General features: G+C 39.1%; 17 protein-coding genes. 8 read left to right on the forward strand and 9 right to left on the reverse strand.

Annotation, left to right across the window (positions count from 1 at the left end):
• Nucleotides 1-385 precede the first annotated feature (385 nt).
• Nucleotides 386-757, reverse strand: a complete 372-nt coding sequence (locus EPA86_RS08825) for a DUF3224 domain-containing protein (protein WP_140603066.1) — start codon at nucleotides 755-757, stop codon at nucleotides 386-388.
• Between the two features lie 265 nt (nucleotides 758-1,022).
• On the opposite strand from EPA86_RS08825, the gene rarD reads away from it, so the two are divergent.
• A complete protein-coding gene (gene rarD, locus EPA86_RS08830; RefSeq protein ID WP_140603067.1) occupies nucleotides 1,023-1,934 on the forward strand; it encodes an EamA family transporter RarD in 912 nt (303 codons plus the stop codon).
• Between the two features lie 48 nt (nucleotides 1,935-1,982).
• Here rarD and EPA86_RS08835 read toward each other — a convergent pair whose 3' ends face one another.
• The 6 genes from EPA86_RS08835 to lptM all read right to left on the reverse strand — a co-directional run bounded on the left by EPA86_RS08835 (nucleotide 1,983) and on the right by lptM (nucleotide 8,157).
• The gene (locus EPA86_RS08835) at nucleotides 1,983-3,239 is read right to left on the reverse strand and encodes a diguanylate cyclase (RefSeq protein ID WP_140603068.1); all 1,257 of its coding nucleotides are present in this window, start codon (nucleotides 3,237-3,239) and stop codon (nucleotides 1,983-1,985) included.
• Between the two features lie 28 nt (nucleotides 3,240-3,267).
• Nucleotides 3,268-5,442 carry a DNA helicase II gene (gene uvrD / locus EPA86_RS08840; protein ID WP_140603069.1) on the reverse strand — a complete coding sequence of 725 codons (2,175 nt, stop codon included), beginning with the start codon at nucleotides 5,440-5,442 and terminating at the stop codon, nucleotides 3,268-3,270.
• A gap of 194 nt (nucleotides 5,443-5,636) precedes the next feature.
• Nucleotides 5,637-6,380, reverse strand: coding sequence for an HAD-IA family hydrolase (locus tag EPA86_RS08845; protein ID WP_140603070.1), 744 nt, complete (start codon nucleotides 6,378-6,380; stop codon nucleotides 5,637-5,639).
• A 14-nt stretch (nucleotides 6,381-6,394) separates the two neighbouring features.
• On the reverse strand, nucleotides 6,395-7,120 hold the full coding sequence (locus EPA86_RS08850) for a DUF484 family protein (protein WP_246058322.1): 726 nt from the start codon (nucleotides 7,118-7,120) through the stop codon (nucleotides 6,395-6,397).
• A complete protein-coding gene (gene dapF / locus EPA86_RS08855) occupies nucleotides 7,120-7,950 on the reverse strand; it encodes a diaminopimelate epimerase (protein WP_140603071.1) in 831 nt (276 codons plus the stop codon). The genes EPA86_RS08850 and dapF overlap by 1 nt, the downstream gene beginning before the upstream one ends.
• On the reverse strand, nucleotides 7,951-8,157 hold the full coding sequence (gene lptM, locus EPA86_RS08860; RefSeq protein ID WP_140603072.1) for an LPS translocon maturation chaperone LptM: 207 nt from the start codon (nucleotides 8,155-8,157) through the stop codon (nucleotides 7,951-7,953).
• A gap of 178 nt (nucleotides 8,158-8,335) precedes the next feature.
• Here lptM and cyaY point away from each other — a divergent pair, with 178 nt between their 5' ends.
• The 7 genes from cyaY (at nucleotide 8,336) to EPA86_RS08895 (ending at nucleotide 16,940) form a co-directional block, all read left to right on the forward strand.
• Nucleotides 8,336-8,656, forward strand: coding sequence for an iron donor protein CyaY (gene cyaY, locus EPA86_RS08865; protein WP_140603073.1), 321 nt, complete (start codon nucleotides 8,336-8,338; stop codon nucleotides 8,654-8,656).
• Nucleotides 8,657-8,682: 26 nt separating this feature from the next.
• Nucleotides 8,683-9,630: a hydroxymethylbilane synthase gene (gene hemC, locus EPA86_RS08870; protein WP_140603074.1), complete on the forward strand. Its 948-nt coding sequence runs from the start codon at nucleotides 8,683-8,685 to the stop codon at nucleotides 9,628-9,630.
• 11 nt (nucleotides 9,631-9,641) lie between these two features.
• Nucleotides 9,642-10,415 (forward strand): uroporphyrinogen-III synthase, encoded by a 774-nt coding sequence (locus EPA86_RS08875; protein ID WP_140603075.1) that lies wholly within the window; start codon nucleotides 9,642-9,644, stop codon nucleotides 10,413-10,415.
• Nucleotides 10,416-10,439: 24 nt separating this feature from the next.
• Nucleotides 10,440-11,894 carry a uroporphyrinogen-III C-methyltransferase gene (locus EPA86_RS08880; protein ID WP_140603076.1) on the forward strand — a complete coding sequence of 485 codons (1,455 nt, stop codon included), beginning with the start codon at nucleotides 10,440-10,442 and terminating at the stop codon, nucleotides 11,892-11,894.
• Nucleotides 11,891-13,090 (forward strand): heme biosynthesis HemY N-terminal domain-containing protein, encoded by a 1,200-nt coding sequence (locus EPA86_RS08885; RefSeq protein ID WP_140603077.1) that lies wholly within the window; start codon nucleotides 11,891-11,893, stop codon nucleotides 13,088-13,090. The genes EPA86_RS08880 and EPA86_RS08885 overlap by 4 nt, the downstream gene beginning before the upstream one ends.
• Before the next feature lie 127 nt (nucleotides 13,091-13,217).
• Nucleotides 13,218-16,112: a pitrilysin gene (gene ptrA / locus EPA86_RS08890; protein ID WP_140603078.1), complete on the forward strand. Its 2,895-nt coding sequence runs from the start codon at nucleotides 13,218-13,220 to the stop codon at nucleotides 16,110-16,112.
• A 60-nt stretch (nucleotides 16,113-16,172) separates the two neighbouring features.
• Nucleotides 16,173-16,940, forward strand: a complete 768-nt coding sequence (locus EPA86_RS08895) for an SDR family NAD(P)-dependent oxidoreductase (RefSeq protein ID WP_170309608.1) — start codon at nucleotides 16,173-16,175, stop codon at nucleotides 16,938-16,940.
• A gap of 174 nt (nucleotides 16,941-17,114) precedes the next feature.
• Here the strand turns inward: EPA86_RS08895 and fre are convergent, their stop codons facing one another.
• Together fre and ubiD are read right to left on the reverse strand one after the other, a co-directional pair.
• Nucleotides 17,115-17,822, reverse strand: a complete 708-nt coding sequence (fre, locus tag EPA86_RS08900) for an NAD(P)H-flavin reductase (protein ID WP_140603080.1) — start codon at nucleotides 17,820-17,822, stop codon at nucleotides 17,115-17,117.
• A gap of 4 nt (nucleotides 17,823-17,826) precedes the next feature.
• Entirely contained in the window at nucleotides 17,827-19,329 is a 1,503-nt protein-coding gene (gene ubiD, locus EPA86_RS08905; protein WP_140603081.1) for a 4-hydroxy-3-polyprenylbenzoate decarboxylase, read from the reverse strand.
• Nucleotides 19,330-19,405: the final 76 nt, after the last annotated feature.

Below are 19,405 nucleotides of genomic sequence, written 5' to 3' on the forward strand. Positions count from 1 at the left end.
AGCACGGGCACCTACATGGTTGGCTAAACGCAAACCCATTCCATTCTTTTTTAAATGGCAATGCACTCATACAATTCTAGACAGGTGAACATATCACCTTTAGCACGGGCACCTATATGGTTGGTTAAACGCAAACCCATTCCATTCTTTTTTAAATGGCAATGCACTCATACAATTCTAGACAGGCGAGCATATCGCTTTTAGCATGAGCTCCTACATGGTTGGTTAAACGCAAACCCATTCCATTCCTTTTTAAATGGCAATGCACTCATACAATTCTAGACAGGCGAGCATATCGCTTTTGGCACGGGCACTTATATGGTTGGTTAATCATTAACTCTGAGAATACTTCGTCTTTGCTTCAGGCTTAAATGGCTAGTTAGATTTATAAACTATATTCAAACGTATAAGCATGTGCACCGCCACTTTGTGTGATTGCTAATGTGCCAGTGATCCCTTCAAGTGCTCCGCTACCAGAGCCTTCAACAATCATAATGTTTAACTCTTGAGAAGATGCTGACATTTGCCCGGTATGAAACAATGAAAAGCTACCCTGTTTGCCATTTACCTTACCTTCAAACTCTTCTATAGCCGCATAAACTGATGCACCTGCCTCTGTTCTTTTGCTTAGCATTTGTCCAATACCCACTCCCTCAAGACCGCCTGAGTATTGTTTATTAATCAACATTCTACCCGCTGGGGACTGTTCATCTTGCTGCGGCTCAAGTGTAATTTCAAAACTTCCTGACAACTGCATAATATTTTCCTTTTAGCTTTATTTATTACATTACTTATTTAAGTAATATCCCATGTTTTTGTCACTTTAAAAACTATATAACTACTATTTCATGGCTAATAATAGCAAACAGTTTTCATGCACATAATTATGAATAGCTAAGATAACGTTACACTTTAGGTGAGTAGACTTTACAGTAATTGCTAAATTTCATTTATCCACAATACTTAGCTAACGTTTTCTCATGTTATAATGATTATCCATTCACTTAAACACGAACTTCTGCATGAATTCAGCGCAAAGCAAGCCCAACAATACAGAATCAAAATCTGGTATCTTTAATGCGTTAGGTGCTTACTTTCTCTGGGGCTTTGCCCCTATTTATTTTAAATTACTCACCGACATTGCTGCCGGTGAAATTTTAATGCATCGTGTCATTTGGTCGAGTGTTTTCTTATTGCTGATGATTTTAGCCATGAAGAAATCATCAGCCTTGCTGACTGTATTAAAACAACCTAAAGTCATTGCAAATCTGACCTTGTCAGCAAGTTTCCTTGCCGTTAATTGGTTTATTTTTATTTGGGCTGTCAATAATGATCACCTATTAGACGCCAGTCTTGGTTATTACATTAATCCGCTGTTTAACGTTGCCCTTGGCATGATTTTCTTTCATGAAAGATTAAGGAAAAACCAAGCCATTGCTGTCGGCTTAGCCACCCTTGGTGTTTTGATTCAAGTGATCACATTAGGTGAATTACCTGTGATTTCATTGGCTCTTGCAGGCTCATTCGGTATTTACGGTTTATTGAGAAAAAAGCTGCATGTTGATTCGTTTATCGGTTTATTTATTGAATCATTACTCATGCTGCCCATTGCGCTTATATATTGGTTTTTATTTGTCGAAAGTGAAACGGCTAACATGCTCGCCAATGAAACTAGCCTCAATATCACCTTGATCATGGCGGGGATTGTTACCACGGCTCCGCTTTTATGTTTCACTGCCGCAGCTAAACGATTAACCCTGTCTACCTTAGGTTTTTTCCAGTATTTAGGGCCAAGTATCATGTTCTTATTAGCCACTTTTTATTATCAGGAAACGATGAAATTAGCTGAATTGGTCACTTTTATTTTTATTTGGGCAGCTTTAGTAATATACAGTTTAGATTCTTTAAAGCATAAAAAAGCGAAGAAAGCTTAGCCTTCTTCGCTTTTTTGATTTGTCAGAGGTTATCCGTGAGGGTTGTAATTAGTGCTCTTCCGCGCCAAATACAACCACTTGATTTCGGCCATTTTCTTTCGCTGAATACAAAGCACTATCCGCTTCACTCATCTGTTTAGATAATGGCTCATGGCTACTAAATACTACACCTAAACTGATACTTGTAGATAAATGATGTTCACCCACAGGGATCGTCGCTATGGCAATTTCCCGTCTGAAGTCATCTAATTTATTGTAAAGGTTATCTGTATCAATGCCATGCATCAAAATGGCAAATTCTTCACCACCTAACCTAGCCGTTAAACCTGAGCCAAAATGCTTACGCATATAAAGTGCTAGTACTTTTAATACTTGATCACCACAGTCATGACCATATTGATCATTAATACGCTTAAAGTGGTCAATATCAATCATAGCCAAACAATAAGGCACCTGCTTTTTAATGTAACCTTGTATTCTTTGTTCTGCACTTCTAAAAAAGGCTCGCCTGTTTGCTAAATCAGTTAAATAATCGGTATTCGCTGCATGTTGAATTTTGGCGATATTATTCAAGCTTTCAATATTTTGCGTAATTCGACAGTAAAACTCTTCTGGGCAGAACGGTTTACGTAAGAAGTCATCAGCACCATTTTTGATAAAACGTGCAGAATGAATACCATTAGATGCGCCTGAAATACCGATAACCGCAAGCTGCTCTCTAGAATAGATTTTTCGAATCTCATTAGTCAGTTCAATACCATCCATTTCAGGCATTTCGAGATCAGTAATAACCATTTTAATATTCTTTTGCTGCTTGAGCTTTTCTAATGCTTGCACACCATTATTAGCGGTAAACACAGTAAAGTTTCTTCGCTTTAATAGCTCAACAACATGATTACGTGCAGAGGACGAGTCATCTACCACAAGAATCGCGTTGTCTTTATTGGTAATTTGCCAGCTTAAAATACGCTTCAAATAAAGAAAGGCTTGGCTATTTTCTTTAGGAATATAATCAATGACAGGTTGTGCTAAAATTTTCTGTCGTGTTTCATCATCCATCTTACCCGTAATAACCACGCCTGGAATACCATGAGATAACACACAAGCAATGGCTTCACCATCAAGAGCGTCAGGTAATGCAAAATCAATTGTGGCAGCAAAAAAGTCATTATCGGTTGATAAAAGGTTTTCGACCTCTGCCAAACTGGTGGTTATAACAACTTCATACTTTAACGATTGTGCTATTTGCTTAATAACCGTTGCTATGGGTTTACTGTCTTCAACCACCAATAATCGTTTTGTCATACCTTCACCTTTTATCTAATAAAACCTGCTATATTGCCGTTAGGTTCGCATATTCAACTACTAACCACTTAGTGCCAACATCAGCAAAATTCACTTGAATTCTACTCTGTGCTCCCGAGCCTTCATAATTAAGTACCACCCCTTCGCCAAACTTAGCATGAACAACGCCTTGACCCAAGCTAAAACCAGTATTTTCAAAGGTTTCCATTGTAATCGTTGAAGAAAACCGACCCTTATTTGCAGGTCGAGAAACTTGATTCTGCATACGTATTTCTTCAATGCAATCTTCAGGTAGCTCTCTGAGGAATCGACTCGCTTTATGAAACTTTTCTTGCCCATACAAGCGCCGACTTTCTGCATGGCATAAGTATAGCTTATGCATCGCTCTTGTCATGCCCACATAACAAAGTCGTCGTTCCTCTTCTAAACGCCCTATTTCTTCAACTGACTGCTGCGAAGGGAACATGCCTTCTTCAAGACCAGCAATAAAGACTAAAGGAAACTCTAATCCTTTAGCAGAGTGCATGGTCATGAGTTGCACTGCTGGTTCATAATCATCAGCTTGTGATTCGCCCGACTCTAATGCCGCATGGGTTAAAAATGCTGTCAGGGGCGTTTGCTCTTCTTCTAACTCAGGATCACTTTCAAAGGTTTGGCAGGCTGTGACTAATTCATTTAAGTTTTCAATACGTTGCGCTGCTCTTTCACCTTTTTCAGCTTGGTACATCGCTTTTAATCCGCTGTGCTGAATAATAAAGTTCGCTTGTTGATCTAAGTCTAAATTGCTTGAGTCATCTTCAAGTTGCTCAATTAATTCGATAAAGGCTTTAATGGTTTTTGCGCTGCGTCCTTTTAGTAAGTTCTCTTGCAGCATATGCTGACACGCTTGCCATAAAGTAATTTCTGAACCGCGAGCGGCATCTCTCACTAACGCGATGGTTTGATTGCCAATGCCACGTGTTGGTGTATTAATAATCCTTTCAAATGCAGCATCATCATCTCGATTGTTAATTAAGCGCATGTACGCCAGCGCATCTTTAATTTCTTGACGCTCGAAGAATCGTTGTCCGCCATAGATTCTATATGGCAACTGGCCTTGCAGTAAGGCTTCCTCGAGTAAGCGCGATTGGGCATTAGATCGATATAAAATCGCCACTTCATCTAAACTTTTTCCGTCTTCACGCCACTGTTTAATTCTACCGCTGATAAATCTCGCTTCATCTATTTCATTAAAAGCCGTGTAAATGGCAATTTTTTCGCCAGCATCATCATTAGTCCAAAGCTCTTTACCCATACGATTATTATTGTTGCTAATGAGTTGGTTGGCAGCATTGAGGATATTGCCCGTTGAACGATAGTTCTGCTCTAAGCGAATGGTTTGGGCATCTTGATATTCTGTTAAAAAACGCTCTATATTTTCAATTTTTGCGCCACGCCAGCCATAAATTGATTGATCATCATCACCAACAATCATCACTTTACTGCGCGCCTTACCTAGCATGGTTAACCAAGCATATTGAATGGCATTGGTATCTTGAAATTCATCGACCAATATTTGACTAAAGCGCTGCTGATAATGTGATAGCAATTCAGGATTATTTAGCCACAGCTCATGGGCACGTAATAACAACTCAGCAAAATCGACTAGCCCTGCGCGATCACAGGTTTCTTGATAAGCTTTATATACTTTGACAAAAACCGCTTCACTTGGGTCAAATTGTGCATCAATGTGCTGTGGTCTTAGCCCTTCATCTTTTTTGCCATTGATGTACCAAACAAATTGTTTTGGTGGCCATTTTTTCTCATCCAACTCCAGTGAACGCACAATTCTTTTCACCAAACGCACTTGATCGTCACTATCAAGCACCTGAAAGCTTTGCGGCAAATTAGCCTCTTGAAAATGCATGCGCAGTAGTCGATGAGCTAAGCCATGGAAAGTACCAATCCACATGCCATGAGTATTACCATCAACCGTTTGCTCTACACGAGCACGCATTTCAGCGGCCGCTTTATTGGTAAAAGTTACCGCTAAAATACTATGGGGAGAAACCTGTTCAACTTTCATTAGCCATGCAATACGTTGTACCAAAACACGTGTTTTACCTGAGCCAGCACCCGCAAGTACCAACATATTTTGTTTAGGTGCAGCAACCGCTTCACGTTGTTTATCATTCAAAGAATTAAGTAGTTCAGAGACATCCATAGGAGGTAAGCCTTAATCGGTAGCTTAAATAGGGTAATGAAAAAGCGATGGCTTACCCATATAACCGGGAGCATCACTCAAAAATAATACTAACTATGTGCAAAAAGTAGTATTCACTTGTTGATTGCCCATAGTACAAGGCTGTTATTATATACAGTAGATTATGTTCTGTAAATCAGCGTAAAAATTTGCAACTAGAGCAAACGTAATAGCTCATTAACTTCGTTCAATTCAATATGAGGTAGAACTTTTATGGCTTTACCTACACCATATTTAGGTAACCAAGCGGTTTGACAGCCCGCATTTATTGCCCCAAAAATATCAGCGTTACCACAATCACCCACATGCAACAATTCTTCAGGCTTAATATGTAATTGTTCGCAGGCAACATGAAACATATCATGGCGAGGCTTTTGTTTAAAAAGGCTACCTTGAGCAAGGGTTGATGTATGATTAACTTGAAAGCCCGCATGATATATAGCAGAAAAATAAGGTGCAATACCTATTGCATTAGCGTCCACATTGCCATTAGTTATCGCTACTATAGGTAACTGCTCACTTAACTTTGCTAACAAGTGATGACTTACCTCAGGCACAGTAAAGTCACTGCGTAAACTAATGAAGTAATCCAATGCTGCTTGTGCTTCTGTGCAGGCAACAACTTCGCTGTAGTTTAACGACAGTAAGCCTAATCGATAGCATTCAAAACGCACCGCCACCACATCATGAGCTAAATCACCATGCTGCTGAATAGCTTGTTGGCGAAATGGCCACCAAAATTTCACATCAAAAACCTGAGCTTGCTTTGGCATTAACTGTGCAAAATATTGCACCATCTTTATATCAATGGCAGCCATAATTGGGCCATTGCTATATAAGGTATCATCTAAATCAAAGCTAATGGCCTTAAACGGCTTCAAGCGTCGATGAAACTTCACTGACGTGGTTCCTTTTACTTAACCTTTAACTGTTGGCTAATTAATTTTGCAGTTAAGCGTTTGAATTGACTTAATAATAAAGTATCCATACGAGGATCAAAATGGTGAGCATCTTGACTGCTGATTGCAAGAAAACCAAGTTCAACGTCATCATGCTCCAACTTAACTAGCACCACTGAACCTGAACATTGCTGAGCAAAGATCAATTCTTGCTCTGTGCCTTGTAATCGACCGAAATAATAGTCTTCATTTGATAATCGATTTTGCATTACTCCAGCACAGTCATTTTCTGAAATACTTTTATGGGAGCTTACCGCTTCGTTAAGTAAATCCGGCTTTAACCAAACCTTAAATGCCGATAAAGATAGCAATTCTGTTGTTGTTTGGTGCAAACAATCTAGCAATTCTTGCGCCGATTGACAGTCAATTAACCTAAGGTATAAATCGCTATATAAGGTGAATAATTCTTCATTATGATTTGCAACAGAAATTAACTGGGTTATTTCATCTTCAAGTGATTGCACTTTTAAGCGCAGTTGCTGTTGTTGACGCTCAACCAACGATACAGTGCCTCGTTGCTTATCGGCAAGTCGTAAGTTAGCGACTAACGCTTCATTACGCTGAAAAAACTCTGGATTATCTTGGAGAAATGTCACGATAACTTCGTCTTCCAAAGGAATTTCATCACGGTTGATGCTTTCTTGAATTTCATTCATTTTATTGGGGTCTTTTTTATTCATTAAATTGATAACTGGCCATCAAATACGTGTACGGCAGGTCCTGACATTTTTACTGGGTGTCCAGGCCCCTTCCAAAAGATTCTTAATTTTCCACCGGGTAACTCAACGGTGACTTGTCTTGCTAATTTTTTTTGCATTTGCCCAATAACAACAGCGGCACAAGCACCACTTCCACATGCTAACGTTTCGGCAGCTCCACGTTCATAAACGCGCAGTTTTATTTGATTATCAGCAACCACTTCCATAAAGCCAACATTGGCTTGCTTTGGAAAGCGTTCGTGCTCAGATAATTCTTTCCCCAACACATCAACATCAGCCGTAGCAACATCATCTACAGTTACCACGCAATGAGGATTGCCCATTGAAACAACGCCACATAACACCGTTTCAGATTCACTACGTAGAATATAAGTACCTTCTGTTTTTTGTGCGGTAAAAGGAATTTTACTTGGTTCGAACTGAGGTACGGGCATATTAACCGACACATTACCGTCTCGCTCAATAAATAAGGTCATTTTTCCAGTGCTGGTTGATACCTTAATTTTATTTTTTGTACATAAACCTTTCATGCGTACAAAACGAGCAAAACAACGTGCGCCATTACCACACTGACCTACCTCACTACCGTCAGCATTATAAATACGATAATGAAAATCCAAATCCGGATCGTATGGCGGTTCAACAACCAATAATTGATCAAAACCTACACCAAAATTTCGGTTTGCTAATTGCGCTATTTGCTCATTTGATAAATAAACATTTTGGGTAACATTATCTAATACTAAAAAGTCATTACCTAAACCGTGCATTTTGGAAAAGTTTACTAACATTTAATTTGTTGTCTCATTTGGTGAGTTACTTTGGCTGCCCTTTTCTTTATCAGGCTGTGCTTTTTCCGTTTGTTCAACTTCAGGCTTAGCGGGCTCTTGTGTTTGATACAAGTCACCTTTAACACCACAAGCCGACATAACCACCGCAGTGATTAAGCACAGTATTATTTGAGCAATTGAGGTAGAACCGTGTCGAGTTAGTTGCATAATTACAGTTTTTGCTATGAAAGTCGTTCAAATCAAGCTTTTTAACTTAACTTAACCACTTAGAGTCTATATTTATTTTGTCTGATTGCTATTATACTCACATCTACCTAGCCAAGTGAATTACTTAGAAGATATTATCTGCTCAACTAATCGTAGAGCACATGACAAAGGATAGAGAATGAACGATAGCCAATACAACTTAATCGCAGATGAGCTACTACTTGCCGTTGAAGAAGCGATTGAAGACTGTGGTGTCGATATAGATTATGAAGGAGTTGGCGGTTTACTCACGCTGACCTTTAAAAACGCCAGCAAAATAATTATTAATAAACAAGCACCATTGCATGAGATATGGGTCGCCACTAAATTTAATGGTCACCACTTTATTTATGAAAATGAGACTTGGCATGATAAGCGTGCTGGCGATGAATTTTGGCAGTTTTTATCACAAGCCGTTAGCCAGCAAGCTGATACTGAGATAAAACTTAGCGCCGAATAACCATTATTTAGAAATTGGATACGTAAATGAACAATAAAACTGTACGCATTGCGACGCGTAAAAGTGCATTAGCCTTATGGCAAGCTGAATATGTAAAAGCCCAACTTGAGCACTTTCACGCTGATATCAACGTTGAACTAGTCCCAATGACAACTAAAGGCGATATCATTTTAGATACCCCGTTGGCAAAAGTTGGCGGTAAAGGCTTATTTGTGAAAGAGCTTGAAGTTGCCATGTTAGAGAATCGCGCCGACATCGCAGTGCATTCAATGAAAGACGTACCCGTAGATTTTCCTGAAGGTCTTGGCTTAGAAGTTATTTGCCCTCGTGAAGATCCACGTGATGCCTTTGTTTCAAATACTTATAAAGCACTTGCTGACTTACCTGAAGGTGCCATTGTAGGTACTTCAAGTTTACGTCGCCAATGCCAATTAAAAGCAAAACGCCCTGATCTTGATATTCGTGACTTGCGCGGCAATGTCAATACACGTTTAAGAAAATTAGATGATGGTGAATATGATGCCATTATTCTCGCCTCAGCTGGCCTTATTCGATTAAAAATGAGTGATCGTATTGCTCAATTTATCGAGCCAGAAGAGATGCTTCCAGCCAATGGCCAAGGTGCTGTAGGTATTGAATGCCGTACTGACGATGAAAATATTAAAGCTTTATTAGCGCCATTAGAATGTAAAACCACACGCGTGCGTGTTTTAGCAGAGCGAGCCATGAATAAGGCCCTTGAAGGCGGTTGCCAAGTACCTATTGGTAGTTATGGTGTTATTTCTGAAGATGGTAAAGACGTATACCTTAGAGGTTTAGTCGGTGCTGTTGATGGCAGCGAAATGATTGAAAGTGAAATCACAGGCCCTATAGAGCAAGGTGAAGCCCTTGGTGATGCATTAGCACAAGAATTATTAAGCCGTGGCGCTGATAAAATCTTAAAGCAAGTGTATAGTGACTCTGCTAACGACTAATAGGTAAGCCATTGCTAACCCAACCAGCAAATGTACTTGTGACAAGACCTGAGCCAAAAGCTCAGGTTTTAGTTTCTTATCTACAACAACAAAGTATCACGGCCAGTAGCCAACCTTTGTTTGATTACCAAAACTTTACTGACAGTCAAACAGTAAGCCATGCATTAAATACCAGCGACTCCATTATATTTGTTAGTGTTGCCGCGGTTGAGTTTGCTCATCGTAACTTTCCTTTAGTACAAGCTGCTAAACAATCCTTTTTTGCTGTTGGCAAAGCAACACAACAAGCTCTACTTAAGCTTGGCATCAATCGGGTTAAATCACCTAGCATTGAAAATAGTGAAGGCTTATTAGCCCTTGATGAGCTACTTAAGGTAAAAGACAAAAGAATCACGATATTTCGCGGTGATGGTGGTCGAGAACATTTAGCGCAAACACTTACCAAGCGTGGTGCAAGGGTAAACTATGTTGAAAGTTATCAACGTGTATGGCGAACATTCCCAAAAAGTATTGCAAAACAATGGCAAGCACAGCAAATTAATTGTATTGTCGTTACCAGTAACGCTATATTAACTAAGCTAGTAGACATTATTGACGCACTCTACAATGCCAATGAAGCGACAAATGATGATGCCTGCTCCCATGAGTACTGGCGAAAAAAATGTATTTGGCTCGTTGCTAGCCAAAGAATTGCTGATAATGCCCTATCATTAGGGTTACAACACGTCATCAATATGAATGGCGCTAGTGATAGCATAATTAGCCAACAAATAAAGCAACTTTAATTTTGCCATAATTGGAACAGAGCAATGTCGAAAAAGAAGATACCTCAGAGCAAAACTAATATGACTAAGAAAGACACCACAAATACTGATGCTGAGCATTCATCAACCGATACCGCATCACCTGTACCTGACAATAGCAATTCATTAGCCGCCAGTATTGAAACCAATAAGATGACCTCTGAAAAAGACGCAAACAAAACTCATGATACTCAAACAGAAGATGACAAACTAGCATCGTTAGAAAAAGAGCTCAGTGATGTTAAAAAACCTGAACCTGCAAACAATAAGGCAACGAGTAAGAATAAAACGAAAACGAATAGCAAAAGCAAAGTAAATAGTGAAATAAAAAACACTGCGGTTAATACCACAACGGCGAAGGCGAAAGGCAGTAATACGCTTTCAGCTATCGCATTAGTTATAGCTTGCTTAAGTATTGCAGCAAGTGCTGGTCATTACTTTTGGCAGCAACAGCAATCTACACAAACATTGAGTGACTTTAAAGCACAAAACGACTCAGTTATTGCAACAAGTGAACATAAAATAAAACAAGCCGTTACCACCCAATTAAAGCAAGCATTATTACAGCAGCAACAAGCATTTTCTGCTGAATTACAGCAAAAAACCGCACAAGCAGATAAAGCTAGCCAGCAAGAAATAGCTAAATTAACCCAAGAAATTAACCAACTAGAAACTCGTTTAGCCAACCGCCAACCAAGTGATTGGTTAATACATGAAGCAGAATACTTAATTCGCATTGCTGCTCGCACTATGTGGCTTGAGAAAGACACTAAAGCAGCCGTTGGCCTGCTTAATGATGCCGACAAACGTTTAAACGAATTAGATAATCCCGCATTTTTACCCGTTCGCGAGTTAATCCACCAAGATATTAAACGCCTTGAATTAATGCCAACATTGCAAACGCAAGAAGCGGTACTGTCACTCATGGCACTTAATAAGCAAAGTAGTGACTTACCCTTAGCGGGTGTTGATTTGGGTGAATCACTTACCCAAGAGCAGAACTTTGAATTGAGTGATGACATTAATGACTGGCAAGAAAACCTGAAAAAAACCTATCAAAAGTTCTTGAGTGACTTTATTACCGTCCGTCGTAGAACCGGTATGGTTGAGCCATTAATGGCACCAGAACAGCAGCAACACTTAAAGCAAAATCTTAGCTTAAAAGTTCAGCTAGCACTTTGGGCTGCAAGTCAGAAAAAAACAGAGATTTATCAACAAACCTTGTCAGATATTCAACTGTGGTTGAATGAATTTTTCGACATGCAAGCGCCTATCAATCAGAAATTTAGTGAAGCATTAACTCAGTTAAAAACTCACACTATTCATTATGATTACCCAAATAATTTGGCATCGTTATCAGCATTAACCATACTGATTAATGAACAAAATAGTTCTACATTACCCGCAGTTAAACAAGAAGAAGCAACACCAGTCATTGAGGCAAGTGGAGATGAGTTATGATTAGACTCATCTTAATTGCAATTGCTTTTTTTGCCGTACTTGCTTTTAGCCCAATGCTTATTGGTGAAAAAGGCTATATCTTAATCGCCATAGGTGAGACAACGATTGAGTCTACGGTTTTATCAGCGATCATCATGTTGATAATCGCCTTTATCGTTTGCTTTGTTGCATTTAAAGTGATTAAAGGCGGCTTTAAATTTAGTTTTGCTGCATGGAATACCGTGGTGTTTGCCAGCCAGCGACGCGGCATTGCTAACTTTAACAAAGCTCTAGCTGCGTATATGCTTGAAGATTATAGCCAAGCCGAGCAGTTGTTTGCTAAAAGTGCCATCCCCTCTAAACGCAAACAAAGCGCCTATTTAATGGCGGCATCAGCGTCAGCTAAATTAGCCCTTGATGATAACACCAATCACTATCTTGCCTTACTTGAACAAGAAACCAGTAAAGAAAAAGAACTAAACCTTGAAAGTGTCATCATTAAAGTTAAATTATTAATGAATCAGGATAATGAAGCCTCATATGCTAAAGCGCGCGAAATTATCGATGAGCACCATAAGCAAATTGGTCATGATGCTAGGTTATTATCACTAGAAATTGACTTGTGCCTGATTGAACACCGTTATCAAACAGCCATTGATTACTTACCCGCTGCCCGTAAAGAAAAAGCCTTGAGTGAGCAAACGATCATAGCTTGGGAGAATAGCGCTTTTTATGGCACCTTTAATCAAATTATCCAGCAAAAAGATAAGGATAGCTTACATGGCTATTGGCAGAGTATCGCACGTAAACTTAAGCACCGTGAAAATATCTTATTAGCCTACTGCACGGTACTTGCTGAACAAGATATTACCGAACCATTAAACAAACTATTAGTGCCGTTAATTAAGAAATCACCAAGTGAGCAATTTTTAAAGAGCATTCGCTCGTTACCTATCAAGCAAGCTGATGAACTCATAAGCATTGTACAAAAGCACCTTCATAACAATATGCAAAGTGCGAAATGGTTAAGCTGCTTAGGCCACCTTGCGGTGAATGCAGCACAATGGTCAATGGCTGAAAAAGCATTTGGCAGCTTGATAAAACTAGAAGGCGAACAATATGATCGCCAAGATTTAGTCGCATTAGCCATTGCTCTCACAAACGATAAGCGTACTGAAGATGCGAATAGGATCTGGCTTAAGGTCCATCAACTATAAAGCAATATGCCCCGTTAAAATAAAATAGTACTTAGGAAGAAATAATTCGTTACTAAGTATTATTTTACATTCTGTTAACACTGGCTATAGTATACAATTACTATTTTATCATGTCAGGAGAACAGCCTTGAAATACTGGAACATTTCACTCTTGGTTGTGCTGCTCACTGCTTGCCAGCAGAGCAATACCATTAGCCAACAAAATACATCAATCAATAACATTGCAACCTCCCCCCTTGAGCAAACCACCATTGTAAAAAGCAATAAAGATAGTCGTCAGTACAAGGCTATTGTGCTAGAAAATGAGCTTGAAGTTATGCTGGTATCAGATCCCTCTATAGAGAAGTCGGCTGCTGCATTGAGTGTTGCTGTCGGTTCATTGCAAGAGCCTGAAGAGTTTGGTGGCTTAGCGCATTATTTAGAACATATGCTATTTCTAGGCACAAAAACCTACCCTGATGTTAACGAATATAACGAGTTTATCAGTCGCAATGGCGGTAGTGAAAATGCTTATACGGAATTAGATCACACCAACTATATGGTGTCAGTGAATAATGATGCTTATGATGAAGCACTAAAGCGCTTTAGCCGCTTTTTCTATGAGTCATTGTTAGATGAGAAATATGCCGATAAAGAGCGTAATGCTGTACATTCAGAGTGGAGTCAAAAAGGGCCAAATGACTGGGTTATTATGGGTCAGCTTGACGGTTACACTCTTAACCCAGATCACCCTATATCACAGTTTAACTGGGGTAATTTAGAGTCACTATCTGACAAAGAAAATCAAAAGCTGCAAGATTTACTGGTTGCTTTTTATGACAAATATTACTCAGCAAACTTAATGAAAGCAGTCATGATCAGCCATTTACCTTTAGCTGACATGCAGAAATTAGCGAAAGAGCATTTTGGCAAGATTACCAATAAAAACACGCCAAAACCCATAATAAATACCCCTGTTGCTAATGAAGAACATTTACAAAAACTCGTTCATTACGTGCCACAAACTGATATGAAACAGTTACAGGTAAAATTTGTTATCGACGATAATTCTGAGCAATTTGCAGTAAAACCTAATTTCTACTTACGTTATTTGTTAGGTAATGAAATGCCTGGCACATTAGCATCAACTCTTCGAGAATTAGGCTATACCGAAAATTTATGGGCTAGTAGCAATGCTAGTGAGTATGGCAACGCGGGTAGCTTCACTATATATGCGATGTTAACAGAAACAGGGCTGAAAAATCGTGATGCCGTTGTTGGAGCTATCTTTGATTATCTTGCGTTAATTAAAGAAAAAGGCATTGATGCTAAATACTTTAAAGAGATTAAGCAGTCGTTAAGCAACTCTTTTCAGTTTAAAGAAAAAATTGATGACTACTCTTATGCCATGCAAATTGCTGCTAACCTGCAAGATACTCCGGCTAGTTATGTCTTAAGTAGCAACTACGAATACCAACGCTTTAATAGCGCTGCGATTAATGCAGTACTCGAGCAGCTTACCCTTGAAAATGCACGTGTTTTCTATATAGATAAAGCCCAACCAACTAATACAGAAATGGATTTTTTTGTTGGCAAATATCAAGTTGAACCTATTAGCAAAGAATTACGCCAGCAATGGCAAAAAGCTAGTGTAGAAATTAGCTTATCTCTACCGACACCGAATACCTTAATGCCTGAGAATTTCGATATTGTTACAGCGCAACATACTGAAAAACCAAAAACATTAATCAATGAAACAGGGTTAAACGTTTACCTTGCCCATTCTAAACACTTTACCCAACCTAAAGGCAGTTTTTCAGCAAACTTTAATAGTGGCTTTGACAAAGAGTCTGCACGTAATCATGTGCTAGCCGCGCTACTTTCAGATGGCTTACGTATGAATTTAACCACATTAAGCTCTGAAGCCTCGGCTGCAGGTATGCGCCTAAACGTAGGTAGTTATAATGGCTTGTATTTAACGGCAAGTGGTTTTACGAATAAGCAGCAACAACTATTATCTAACGCCTATCAAAGCATTTTAGATTATCAAGTCAGTACCGCTCAATTAGATAATTTAAAAGCTTCATTTGTTTCTGGCATTGAAAGCAAACAAAAACATATGCTTTTAAATCAGCTTTTCCCTCAGTTTAATAAGATTGTTAACTTAGATGAATTTTCAGATGAGTCATTATTAGCTGAAGTTGCTAGCATTACGCCAGCAGAGTTACATGCCTTTAGAGATCAATTACTCAATAAAGCGAAGTTAAATATTTTTGCCTTTGGTAATTACAGTGAACAACAAGTAGTAAAAACGGCTAAATATTTGGAGAGTTTATTACCTAAATCTCGACAAGTTTTAGAGATTTATTTCACCAAAACATTCAAACCTCAAACGGGTAAAACTTTTAATTGGCAACAAGATGTCGATATGAATGATATTGCGGTGGGTGATTTCTATATGGCACCTTTTGATATTAATCAATATGCCGCTGCCAAAGTGCTACAAAAGGTTTTAAAGCCTGCGTTATTTAATCAAATACGTACTGAAGAGCAACTTGCCTACTCTGTTGGTTTCTTCAGCCAAGCTTTACGCGAGCAAATATTGCTTGGGTTTTATATCCAGTCACCAGCGAAAGGACCTGCTGCCGTTATTGAACGTATCGCAGCATTTCGCGACTCGTTCACAGCTGAGTTAGCTGAACTGACTGCAGAAGAGTTTAATACTATACGTAAAAGTGTTTTAATCTCTTTAACTCAACCACCTAAAAACTTAGCAGAAGAATCATCTGCCTTTATCAGTGACTGGCGTAAAAACAAACTTAGTTTTGACAGTAAAGCCAAGCTGATTAAAGCGATTGAGGCGCTAGAGTTGACCGACATTAAAGATTTATATAAGCAGCTAAATCAAACCGAAGCTTTTGGTCGAGTGATGGTACAAATGCGCGGCAAAAACTTTAAAGAGCAACCTTTTGTTGAAACAAATAATGCTAAGCAAATAACTGATGTAAATGACTTTCATCAGTCTGTATCACAATCGCATTGAGAAAATAGAATAGACTACATGGCCAGTTTATCTGGCCATTTTTATTTCACAGGCAATAACATGAAACCTAATATCTATATAATTACCGGAGCAGGCAGCGGCATAGGTGCAGCGATCAGTTTGCAGTTGGCAACTAAGCACAGTGTACTTATCTTGCATACCAAGCAAAATAAGGCTGGTTTAGCAGAGGTTGCCAAGGCATGTGAAAACAAAGGCGCAACTGTACATTGTCATTTTGGTGACCTTGCTAATGAGCAAACGATACAAGCGATTAAAACAACTTTATCTAATCTTACCAGCCACCTTAGCGGCCTGATTTGTAATGCAGGCTTTCCTGTTTGGCGAAACTTTGATGAGTTAGATGAACAGGGCCTGTTGCATTCATATCAAGTAATAGTGCAAGCAAGCTTTAATTTATTAACTCAAACTACACCTTGGTTACTCAAAACAAAAGATATCACAGGACAAGCAGGTAAAGTTGTCGCGGTTAGCTCTTTTTTAGCACATAAATTTATTGTAGGAAGCAGTATTGTACCCGCTTGTTCAGTGGCCAAAGCAGCCCTTGAATCCCTAATAAAATCCTATGCTGGGCAATATGCTAGCCAAGGTATTACCGCTAATATTATTGTACCGGGTTATATTAAGAAAAATTCACCTGACCACCAGCCATTATCTGAGCAATCTATACAGAATATTTTAAACAGAATTCCTGCTTCACGTTTAGGTCAGCCTGATGAAGTCGCAGATTTATGCCATTTTTTATTAAGCGATAAAGCGCAATATATTACTGGGCAACTTATTCATATTGATGGCGGCTTACTACTATAACCTCAACTCGAGATAAGAAATTAGCTAGCTATTTGAAGTGTATGTAAATTTAGATTTATCATCATTCTAGCTTGGCGGTAAAGTAAGAAAACTCAACTTGCTCATCAAAAAAAGCCGCTAGTGTTTACTAGCGGCTTTTCATGTTATGAACCCATTAAATAAGCTGAGCTTGGCTTAAATAAATGCGAAAGCATCAGCATACATATGCTCTAATAATGCGCCATGTTCAACAAAATCACTTCTTACTGCACCAACCATTTCAAAACGACCAGCAAGATAAATATCATAAGGTTCTAGGCTAATAATGTCATGCATGACCGCTTGGTGAACTAAGCCTGTTTTTCCTTGCCAATCAGCCGTAGGGTTTTCTACAACCGGAATAAAATTAGCATGGGGTAGCGACGCAATAATCTCGGCTGTTTCTTCAAGCTCATAACAAGCACTTGCCTCTCTTACTCCCCAATAGACCATGATATGACGTTCAGATTTTTGCTCTGCAAGGTACTCGAACATTGACTTAATGTAAGAGAAGCCCGTACCACCAGCTAATAATAACAGCGGTCGTTCACTACCTTCTCTCAACTGAGCTTGGCCTAGTGGCATTTCTATCGTTACTGGCTCTCCGCTTTCTTGGCAAGCTTTGATACGATCTATCACTTGCATCGGATAACTGTCAGCAACAAAAGCACCAATTTGTAGTTCAATTAACTCACTATTGGGTGAACTTGCAATAGAAAATGGTCGCTTATCCTCGTCACTCATAACAAAGTTTAAGTATTGGCCTGGGGCAAATGACACTTGCTCGCTCGGCTTTAATAAAACCTTATAAACGTGCTGCGTTAACGATGTTAACGATTGTATCTGACAACTAACTGTCTTCATTCAATTAACCTTCATCTTTTGTTGGTGACAGAATATCAAGATCATTCCAAATATCATCAACATATTGTTTAACTTCTGGGGTCATTTCTATCGGAACCCCCCACTCTCTATCCGTTTCACCCGGCCATTTATTAGTAGCATCTAAACCCATTTTAGAACCTAATCCCGACACTGGCGAGGCAAAGTCTAAATAATCAATGGGAGTATTATCAATTAATACCGTATCTCGTGTTGGGTCCATTCGGGTAGTCATTGCCCAAATAACGTCATTCCAATCACGGGCATTTACATCGTCATCACAGACAATAACAAACTTGGTATACATGAATTGTCGTAAGAATGACCACACCCCCATCATGACTCTTTTTGCATGACCAGCATATTGCTTTTTAATGGTAACTACCGCTAAGCGGTAAGAACAACCTTCTGGAGGCAAATAAAAGTCTTGGATCTCTGGAAACTGCTTTTGCAAAATAGGAATAAATACTTCATTTAAAGCAACGCCTAATATTGCAGGTTCATCAGGTGGACGGCCAGTATATGTGCTATGATAGATCGCTTCCTTTCGCATAGTCACATGAGTCACGGTAAATACAGGGAAATCATCAACTTCATTGTAATACCCAGTATGATCACCATAAGGTCCTTCTGGCGCCAACTCATCTGGTGCTAAATAACCTTCTAGAATAATTTCTGCTGTTGCAGGTACTTCAAGATCGTTACTTACTGATTTACAAACTTCTGTTTTCGCGCCACGAAGTAAACCAGCAAAGGCATACTCAGATAAGGTATCAGGTACAGGTGTTACCGCGCCCAAAATGGTAGCTGGATCAGCACCTAGGGCGACAGATACCGGGTAATTTTCCCCTGGATTATTCTTTTTAAACTCTTGGAAATCTAAAGCACCACCGCGATGTGATAACCATCGCATGATAACTTTATTTTTAGCTAATACTTGCTGACGGTAAATACCAAGATTTTGTCTTTCTTTAAATGGCCCTTTGGTAATGGTTAAACCCCAAGTAATTAGAGGTGCAACATCGCCAGGCCAACAACTTTGAATAGGAAGTTTAGTTAAATCAACGTCATCACCTGAAAGTACAATTTCTTGACATGGTGCTTTTTTTACCCTTTTAACCGGCATATTAAGTACTTGCTTAAATATCGGTAATTTATCAAGTGCATCACGAAAACCTTTCGGTGGTTCAGGCTCTTTTAACGTTGCCAAAAGTTTACCAACTTCTCTTAAAGCGCTAATTTCTGTTTGACCCATACCCAAGGCGACCCGTTCTGGTGTGCCGAAAAGGTTAGTCAGTACAGGCATATCAAAAGGATTGCCATGCTCATCAACAGCATTTTCAAACAATAAGGCAGGACCTTTAGCTCTAAGGGTACGATCGCTAATCTCAGTCATCGCTAAATGCGTAGAAATAGGCTGCTTAATACGCTTAAGCTGACCCTGCGCTTCTAATTGCTGTATAAAATCTCTTAAATCTTTGTATTTCATCGTGTTAAAGACTATTTAATTGAAATTAATATAACGGTTTTTAACCTTTTCCAAACAAAAAAACCAGCCATAACGA

The organism is Litorilituus lipolyticus, assembly GCF_006439335.1.
Taxonomy (GTDB): Bacteria; Pseudomonadota; Gammaproteobacteria; order Enterobacterales; family Alteromonadaceae; genus Colwellia; species Colwellia lipolytica.